Below are 9,129 nucleotides of genomic sequence, written 5' to 3'. Positions count from 1 at the left end.
GTGGCCGAATGTCACATCGCGTCGTTTGGATCGACACGATGTGACATTCGGCCACAGCCGTATCCGGAGGCTGCGACGTTCAGGTGAGCAGCACCGCGCCGAGCCACACGCCGGCGGCGACGAGACCGCCGAGCAGCTCGACGAGGATCGAGAGCGCCACCGCCTTCGTCGCGTGCACGGTCGAGAGCCAGGCGTCGCGGTGGGTGCGGTGCCGCTGCACCTCGGACAGGTACGTGCCGAGCAGGAAACCGAGCAGCAGACCGATCACCGGGACGACGAAGAAGCCGACGATGCCGAGCAGACCGCCGGCGACGATCGAGCGGGTCGGCACCCCGGCGCGGCGCATCCGTCCTCCCGGCCACGTGTACTTCACGATGCCGGTGACCAGCAGGGCCGTCGTCGCGACGGCGAAGACCGTCCACGCGACGGTGCCGCCGGTGAGGACGGCCCACACCGCGATCGCCCCGAAGATCAGCAGGGTGCCCGGCAGGATCGGCACGACGATGCCGACGAGGCCGACGAGGATCGCGAGCCCGACGAGGACCTCCGCGCCGGCGGTCACGGCGCCACCGGCCGCACGCGCGACGCCGCCTCGACCGCGCGGGCCCGCGCGGTCTCGACGTCCGGGCCGGTGGACACCGCCACACCCATGCGACGACGGACGAACGACTCGGGCTTGCCGAACAGCCGCAGGTCGGTTTCGGGCACCGACAGCGCGTCGGCGACGCCCTCGAACGCGATGCCGGCGGCGTCGATGCCGCCGTAGATCACCGCCGACGCCCCGGGGGCGAGGAGCGCGGTGTCGACGGGCAGGCCCAGGATCGCGCGGGCGTGCAGCTCGAATTCGGAGTAGCGCTGCGAGCGCAGGGTCACCAGGCCGGTGTCGTGCGGGCGGGGGCTCACCTCGGAGAAGAACACGTCGTCGCCCGCGACGAACAGTTCGACGCCGAAGACGCCGCGGCCGCCGAGCGCGCCGGTCACCGTCGCCGCGATCTCCCGGGACCGGGCCAGGGCCCGCTCGCTCATCGGCTGGGGCTGCCAGGACTCGACGTAGTCGCCGGCGCGCTGCAGGTGCCCGATCGGTTCGCAGAAGAACGTCTCGACCTCCCCGGACGGCCCGACGGCGCGGACGGTGAGCTGGGTGATCTCGTACTCGAAGTCGACGAAGCCCTCGACGATGACCCGGCCGAGGTCGACGCGCCCGCCGGCGAGCGCATAGTCCCAGGCGGCGGCGATCTCGTCGGGGGTGCGGACCGTGGACTGGCCCTTGCCGGACGAGGACATCACCGGCTTGATCACGCACGGAAAGCCGACCTCGGCCGCGGCGGCGCGGACCTCGTCGAGGGATTCGGCGAAGCGGTACGGGGAGGTGGGCAACCCGAGTTCCTCGGCGGCGAGGCGGCGGATGCCCTCCCGGTTCATGGTCAGCCGGGTGGCGCGCGCGGTCGGGATCACCTCGGCGAGACCGCGTTCCTCGACGATCGCGAGCGCGTCGGTGGCGATCGCCTCGATCTCGGGCACGACCAGGTGGGGTCGTTCGGCCTCGACGAGCGCGAGCAGGGCCTGCGGGTCGCTCATGTCGACGGTGTGCGCGCGGTGCGCCACCTGGTGCCCCGGCGCGTTCGGGTACCGGTCCACCGCGATCACCTCGACACCGAGCCGTTGCAGCGCGACGACCACCTCCTTGCCGAGCTCACCTGCGCCGAGCAGCATGACGCGCAGGGCGCCGGGAGTGAGCGGGGTGCCGATTCGGGGTGAGACCATGAGGGGACTATATGTGCCCCGCAGGTCGCACCTGGAGGACGCGATGGACGTCGCAGAACCGAACCTCGAGTCGGACACCGGACGGTTCTTCACCACGGCCGGCGTCGACCCGGCCGACGAGGTGGACTGGCAGCGGCGCGACGCCCGCATCGTCCACCACGGCACCGGCGCGGTCGTGTTCGAGCAGCGCGACGTCGAGTTTCCCGCCGCCTGGTCGCAGATCGCCACCGACATCGTCACGCAGAAGTACTTCCGCGGCACCCTCGGCACCGAGGCGCGGGAACGCTCGCTGCGCGACGTCGTCGCCCGCATCGTGGACACCGTCACCGCGTGGGGTGCGGCCGACGGTCATCTCGACGACCCGGAGGCGTTCGCCGCCGAGCTGACGTACCTGATCCTCACGCAGCGGGCGTCGTTCAACAGCCCCGTGTGGTTCAACATCGGGGTGCCCGGCACCCCGCAGCAGGCCAGCGCGTGCTTCATCCTGTCGGTCGAGGACAGCATCGACTCGATCCTCGAGTGGTACCGCCAGGAGGCGGTGATCTTCAAGGGCGGGTCCGGGGCGGGCGTGAACCTGTCGCGCATCCGGTCGTCGGCCGAACCGCTGGCGGGCGGGGGTACCGCGTCGGGTCCGGTGAGTTTCATGCGCGGCGCGGACGCGTCGGCGGGCACCATCAAGTCCGGCGGCAAGACGCGCCGGGCCGCGAAGATGGTGATCCTCGACGTCGACCATCCCGATATCGAGGAGTTCGTCGACTGCAAGGCGATCGAGGAACGCAAGGCGCGGGTGCTGGCCGCGGCCGGCTTCGACATGGGACTCGACGGTCGCGACATCCATTCGGTGCAGTACCAGAACGCCAACAACTCGGTGCGGGTGACCGACGAGTTCATGCAGGCCGTCGCCGACGGCGCCGAGTGGCCGCTGCGCGCGGTGACCACCGGGGCGACGGTGCGGACGGTGCCGGCCCGCGAACTGCTGCACCGCATCGCGGCCGCCGCGTGGGAGTGCGCCGATCCGGGCCTGCAGTTCGACACCACCATCAACCGCTGGCACACCGCGGCCGCGACGGGCCGGATCAACGGCTCGAATCCGTGCTCGGAGTACATGCATCTGGACGACTCGGCGTGCAACCTGGCGAGCCTGAACCTGCTGACGTTCCTGCGCGACGACGGCACGTTCGACGTCGCCGGGTTCCGGCACGCCGTCGCGGTCGTGCTCACCGGCCAGGAGATCCTCGTCGGCCGCGCCGACTATCCCACCGACCGCATCGCGCGGACCTCGCGCCGGTTCCGGCAACTCGGCCTCGGCTACGCCAATCTCGGGGCGTTGCTGATGGCCCTGGGGCTGCCGTACGACAGCGACGCCGGACGGGCGTACGCCGCGGCGCTCACCGCGCTCATGACCGGGCACGCGTACGCGGTGTCGGCACGGCTCGCGCGCCGGCTCGGGCCGTTCGACGGATTCGCCGAGAACCGGGAGCACACCCTCGCGGTGCTGGCCCGTCATCGCGGTGCCGTCGACGACATCGACGAACAGGTCGCACCCGCCGACGTTCTCGCCGCGGCGCGGGAGGACTGGGACATCGCGTGCGCCCTCGCCGCCGAACACGGGGTACGCAACAGCCAGGTGACGGTCCTCGCGCCGACCGGCACGATCGGCCTGGCCATGGACTGCGACACCACCGGCATCGAACCCGATCTGGCGCTGGTGAAGACGAAGAAGCTGGTGGGCGGCGGGACGCTGTCCATCGTCAATCGCACGGTGCCCCGGGCATTGTCGCGGCTCGGTTATCCCCCGGACAAGGTGGCCGAGCTGATCACCCACATCGACACGCACCGCACCGTCGTCGGCGCGCCGCAGTTGCGGCCCGAGCATCTGCCGGTGTTCGCGACGTCGATGGGAGACAACGTGATCGAGCCGCGCGGCCACGTCCTGATGATGGCCGCGGTGCAGCCGTTCCTGTCCGGCGCGATCTCGAAGACGGTCAACCTGCCGGAGTCGGCGACGGCGGCCGACATCGAGGAACTGTTTCTCGACGCGTGGCGGCTCGGGCTCAAGGCGATCGCGGTGTACCGCGACAACTGCAAACTGGGCCAACCGTTGTCGGCCACGGCGGCCCCGGCCGCGACGGCCCCGGCGCCGCGGCGGGAACGGCTGCCCCGGCTGCGCCGGTCGCGCACCTTCGAGTTCCGCGTCGCGGACTGCAAGGGCTTCGTCACCGTCGGCCAGTACGACGACGGCCGTCCGGGCGAGATGTTCCTGCGGGTGGCCAAGCAGGGCTCGACCCTGGCCGGAATCATGGACGCGTTCTCGATGGCGGTCAGTTACGGCCTGCAGTACGGGGTTCCGTTGCGCACGTTCGTCAACGCGTTCACCAGCACCCGGTTCGAGCCGGCGGGCATCACCGACGATCCGGACCTCCGGATCGCGACGTCGATCCTGGACTACATCTTCCGGCGCCTGGCGGTGGAGTACCTCGACGCGGACGAGCGGGCCGAACTCGGCATCCGCACCGGTGCCGAGCGCAGCGCGCCCGTCTTCGACGACGCGGTGGCCGACACCCGGCAGGGTCGTGCGCGCCGCAGCGACGCGCCGTACTGCATGCAGTGCGGGGTGCAGATGCAGCGCTCGGGTTCCTGCCACGCCTGTCCGTCGTGCGGCAGCACCAGCGGGTGCAGCTGACGCGGTCGCGGTTGCGCCGAGGGGGACGTGGTCGCGGCATCACGCGAGTGGCGTCGACGAGAACCGCCCCCTCGCGGCCACGTCGGCCCTAGCCGGTGGCCTCCATCAGCGACAGCACGTTTCCGTGGGGGTCGCGGAACCACGCGACCCGCATGCCCTCGGGCGACGTCCACGCGTCGTGTTCGTCCTGGGCCATGCCGTTGTACCGGATGAATTCGACGCCCTTGGCGCGCAGCGCTTCGACGGTCTCGTTCAGGTTCGGTACCCGCCACCCCAGGGCGGTGTAACCGGTATCGGCGCGGGACTGCACCAGCGTCACCCGCACGGGCGAGCCGCCGCCCGCGTCCAGAATCAGCGTGAAGTGGTCCCGGGACAGCTTCTCGAAGCCGAGGGTGTCGACGTAGAACATCTCCGAGATGTCGAGATCGGTACTGGGCAGGAAGCTCACGAGCTGACCGCGGATCGTCATGGGAACCACTGTGCGCCTCACCCCGCGGCCAGGCAAGGTTGCGGCAACCCGTGCGTGGCGGGTCCGGGGTACTAGCATCTGCTCGTATGAGCACCTCCGAGATCGCGACCGTCCTGGCCTGGCACGACGCTGTCAATTCCAACGACATCGAGACCCTGCTGGCGTTGTCGAGCGACGACATCGTGCTCCCCACCGGGGACGACGACGAGGATCAGGGCCTCGACGAGCTGCGGGAGTGGGCGACGACGGCGGGCGTGACGTTCCGGCCCGGCCGGATGTTCGTGCACGAGGGGATCGTCGTGGTCGAGGAGACCGCCACGTGGGCGGCCGATCCGGAGCACCCGCGCAGTGAGGCGATCGCATTCCGGGTGGTGGGCGACCATGTCGTCTCGGTGTACCGGCACGACACCCTCGAGGAGGCGTTCGAGGCCACCCGGCTGAACGAGGGGGATCTCTACGAGGGATAGGCGACGTGCCGTGACCCCCGGCACATTCTAGCGATCGCTAAGGTAGCCTCCTCGTGGAATGGTCCCAACGCACCCCGAGTGAGGTTCGACGAGTGTCCGCTGAAGCTGTTGAGAAGAAGGGTCCGCTCGCGGGTATCCGCGTCGTCGAGTTCGCGGGACTCGGCCCCGGCCCGCACGCCGCCACCCTGCTCGCCGATCTCGGCGCCGACGTCGTGTGCGTGCAGCGGCCGGGCCTGATCCCGCCCGCCGGTCACCGCGACCAGATCCAGCGCGGCCGCCGCGTCGTCGAGGCCAACCTGAAGGATCCCGAGCAGGTCGAGAAGGTTCTCGGGCTGATCGAGCGCGCCGACGTCCTCATCGAGGGCTTCCGCCCGGGCGTGACCGAGCGCATGGGGCTCGGCCCGGACGTCGCGCTGGCCCGCAACCCGCGCCTGGTCTACGGGCGGATGACCGGCTGGGGCCAGGAGGGCCCGCTCGCCCACGCCGCCGGCCACGACATCAACTACATCTCCCTGACGGGCGTGCTGCACGCCATCGGGCGCAAGGGTGAGCGGCCGGTGCCGCCGCTGAACATGGTCGGCGACTTCGGCGGCGGCTCGATGTTCCTGATCTTCGGCATCCTCTCCGCCCTCGTCGAGCGCCAGAGTTCCGGCAAGGGGCAGGTCGTCGACGCCGCGATGGTCGACGGCGCGCTGGCGCTCTCGCACATGATGTGGGCGTTCCGCGGCCGCGGCGTGTGGTCGGACGAGCGCGGTGTGAACCTCCTCGACACCGGCGCGCCGTTCTACGACGTGTACGAGACCGCCGACGGCAGGTACATGGCCGTCGGTTCCATCGAGCCGCAGTTCTACGCGCTGCTGCTGCAGGGCCTCGAGCTCGATCCGGCCGAGCTGCCGCAGCAGCTCGACACCTCGGCGTGGCCGCAGATGAAGAAGCTGTTCACCGAGAAGTTCCTGTCCAAGACCCGCGACGAATGGGCCGCGATCTTCGACGGCACCGACGCATGCGTCTCCCCCGTGCTCACGTTCGGCGAGGCCCCGGCCAACCCGCACATCGCGGCCCGCGGCTCGCTGATCGAGCTCGACGGCGTCACCCAGCACGCCCCCGCGCCCCGGTTCTCCCGTACCCCGGCGGGCCCGCCGGCCCCGCCGGCCGGCGAGGCCACCGACGTCGACTCCGTCTGGCGCTAGGCAGCGGAGCTGCCGGTGTGTCCTTTGGGCTGCCCTGGCGACCCGAAGGACACACCGGCGCCGCAGGCGCCTACAGGAGGTGCACGGCGCCCGTGTCGACCGCGTCCAGCAGGAACGCCGGGGACACGTCCGGGCGACCGGCGCGGCCCCTGCCCGCGGTGAGCTCGTCCGCGAGCCGGCGCGCGACGTCGAGCACGAGCGGGCCGCCGTCGGGCAGGAACCGGAGCAGACCCGCCTGTTCGCACCGCGCGGCGACGGAGGCCAGCAGGGTCGCCGCTTCCTCGTCGTGCCCGGCCGCGGCCAGGCAGGCCACCTCGAGCCGCTCCGCGCGCAGCAGCCTGCGCGCCCGGCGGCTGCCGCGCAGCAGTTGCACCCACTCGCCGGCCCACCGGCACGCCAGCTCGGTGTTCTCCGGCGTCGGATCGGCGAGCAGCCCCCGGATGGCCGTGGCCTCCTCGAGCTGCGCGGTCCACGCCGCCGTGCCGTGGTCGGGGCGCGGCCGCGTCCCGTAGGCGACCGGCTGCTGCCGCGGCGCCGACGGCAGCGGCCCGAGACCGAGCCGGACGCGTTCGTTCTCGACGGCCGCCGCGAGCCGCTCCAGGTTCATGGCGGCGGCCGCACGGGCGCCGTCCGCCAGTCGCGACACCACCGCCTCGCGGTCGCCGCGCACGGCCTTGAGCCGGGCACCGACGACGTACCGCGAGATCTTGAAATCCACGACCCCGCCCTCCGAGCCGAGGGCGAAGCCGTCGTCGAGCAGCCGCTCGGCCTCGTCGAGCTCGCCCCGCTCGTAGAGCAGCTCACCGAGGATCGACCCGGCCAGCACCGCGGCCGACGAGTGCCGGCCGCTGCCGCGCCGCGCCGCGCGCAGTCCCGCGCGGAAATGCTCCTCGGCCCCGGCGACGTCGAGCTGTTCGACCGCGGCCAGCCCCAGCAGGGCGCGGGCGTGCATGGTGTTGTAGGGGCCCTCGTTGAGTTCGTGGTACGGCTGCGCCACCTGCTGCAGCCGAACCACCTCGTCGTAGTCGGCCCGGTAGACCGCGGCGAACGTGGCGACGTTGAGCCCGGACGAGATCACCAGCGGCGGCAGTGTGGCGGCGCGGGCCAGGCAGTGCTCGACGAGATCGTCGGCGCGTTCCAGGCGGTCGCAGCGCAGGGCGACGATGCTGCGCACGACCTCCACCTCGACGGCGATGTCGGCCGCCTCCTCGGCGTTCACACCGTCGGCCGCGACCGCCGCCTCGACCACGTCCAGCGCGTGCAGCGCCGGCGCCGAGCGGTGCAGCAGGATGTTCCCCCAGGCGATCGACAGCTGCAGGCGGATCCGGCCCGCCACGGCGCGGCGCGGCAGCTTGGCGACGAGCCCGAGCAGCGTGGTGGCGTGCCCGTGCTCGATCATCCGGCGCCCGTTCTTCTCGACGAGGTCGACGGCGCGGTCCTCGTCGCCCGCGGCGAGGGCGTGGTCGACCGCCTCGCCGACCATCGCATGGCCCTCGTACCACTCGGACGCGGTCCGGTGCAGGGCCGGGACGCGCTCCGGGTGCTCGCGTTCGAGCCGCTGCCGGAGGAACTCGGCGAACAACGGCTGATATCCGAACCAGCGGCCGTCCTCGTCGATCCGGTGAAGGAACAGGTCCCGGTCCTCGAGGTCTTCGAGCAGGGCCTGACCACGTTCGTGCCCGGTGAGCGCGGTGGCGAGGCTGCCGCAGATGCGTTCGGTCACCGCGGTGGTGAGCAGGAACTCGACGTCGTCCGGGGGCAGCGACTCGAGCACGTTCTCGGCGAGGAAGTCGCCGATCGCCCGGTGCCGGCCGGACAGGTGGGAGATCAGTTCCCCGGGGTCCTCGCGTCCGCGCAGCGACACCGCCGCGAGCTGCAACGCGGCCGCCCACCCGTCGGTGGCGGCGGTCAGGTCGGCGACCTCGTCGTCGTCGAGGTCCAGCCCGGCGAGGTCGACGAGGAAGGTCCGCGCCTCGGACTCGTCGAATCGCAATGCCTCGTAGTCTATTTCGACGAGTTCGTCGCGCACCCGCATCCGGCTCGTCGGCAGTCCCGCGCGGGTCCGGCCGACCACCACGAGCTGCATGTGGTGGCAGCCGTTGTCGAGCAGGAAGGCCATCGCGGCGATCGTCGCGGGGTCGTCGACCCGATGCCAGTCGTCGATGATGACGACGAGTCGTTCACCGGCCCTGTGGATCTCGTCGATGAGTGAGGTGAGCACGTAACGTTCGGCCTCGTCGCCGTGTTCGTCGAGCACCTGGCCGAGCTCGCGGGCCAGCGAGGGCCGCACCTGCCGGATCGACTCGACGAGGTGGGCCAGGAACCACACCACGTTGTTGTCGTCGTGGTCGACGTTGAGCCAGGCGACGGGCACGTTCCTCTCGGTGAGCGCGTAGCGCCACTGCAGGGCCAGCATGGTCTTGCCGAATCCCGGCGGGGAGTGGATGACGGTCAGTTTCCGGCGCTGCTCCGTGTCGAGGACGGCGAGCAGGCGCCGTCGCGGCACGAGCCGGCGTGTGGTCGACGGCGGACGGAACCGGGTCGCCGGCACCGGCG

General features: G+C 71.6%; 7 protein-coding genes. 3 read left to right on the top strand and 4 right to left on the bottom strand.

Features of this window, described 5'->3' with window-relative positions; genetic code table 11:
* Nucleotides 1-79: 79 nt before the first annotated feature.
* Nucleotides 80-562, bottom strand: coding sequence for a DUF456 domain-containing protein (locus CQZ88_RS13915; RefSeq protein WP_006945492.1), 483 nt, complete (start codon nucleotides 560-562; stop codon nucleotides 80-82).
* Entirely contained in the window at nucleotides 559-1,764 is a 1,206-nt protein-coding gene (purT, locus tag CQZ88_RS13910) for a formate-dependent phosphoribosylglycinamide formyltransferase (RefSeq protein ID WP_006945490.1), read from the bottom strand. Before purT ends, CQZ88_RS13915 begins: the two co-directional genes overlap by 4 nt.
* A gap of 43 nt (nucleotides 1,765-1,807) precedes the next feature.
* Here purT and CQZ88_RS13905 point away from each other — a divergent pair, with 43 nt between their 5' ends.
* On the top strand, nucleotides 1,808-4,447 hold the full coding sequence (locus tag CQZ88_RS13905; RefSeq protein ID WP_102799911.1) for a vitamin B12-dependent ribonucleotide reductase: 2,640 nt from the start codon (nucleotides 1,808-1,810) through the stop codon (nucleotides 4,445-4,447).
* An 88-nt stretch (nucleotides 4,448-4,535) separates the two neighbouring features.
* Here the strand turns inward: CQZ88_RS13905 and CQZ88_RS13900 are convergent, their stop codons facing one another.
* Nucleotides 4,536-4,916, bottom strand: a complete 381-nt coding sequence (locus CQZ88_RS13900; RefSeq protein WP_050035689.1) for a VOC family protein — start codon at nucleotides 4,914-4,916, stop codon at nucleotides 4,536-4,538.
* A gap of 86 nt (nucleotides 4,917-5,002) precedes the next feature.
* On the opposite strand from CQZ88_RS13900, the gene CQZ88_RS13895 reads away from it, so the two are divergent.
* Nucleotides 5,003-5,383: a nuclear transport factor 2 family protein gene (locus CQZ88_RS13895; protein ID WP_006945477.1), complete on the top strand. Its 381-nt coding sequence runs from the start codon at nucleotides 5,003-5,005 to the stop codon at nucleotides 5,381-5,383.
* A gap of 92 nt (nucleotides 5,384-5,475) precedes the next feature.
* Nucleotides 5,476-6,573, top strand: a complete 1,098-nt coding sequence (locus tag CQZ88_RS13890) for a CaiB/BaiF CoA-transferase family protein (protein WP_029545380.1) — start codon at nucleotides 5,476-5,478, stop codon at nucleotides 6,571-6,573.
* 70 nt (nucleotides 6,574-6,643) lie between these two features.
* Here the strand turns inward: CQZ88_RS13890 and CQZ88_RS13885 are convergent.
* A partial coding sequence (locus CQZ88_RS13885) for an AAA family ATPase (protein ID WP_258008594.1) occupies nucleotides 6,644-9,129 on the bottom strand: 2,486 nt, incomplete at its 5' end.

It is taken from the genome of Rhodococcus sp. ENV425 (assembly GCF_002887785.1).
Taxonomy (GTDB): Bacteria; Actinomycetota; Actinomycetes; order Mycobacteriales; family Mycobacteriaceae; genus Rhodococcus; species Rhodococcus aetherivorans.
The sequence above is the reverse complement of the archived record's forward strand: the minus strand, read 5'-3'. Positions and strand labels throughout refer to the sequence as shown.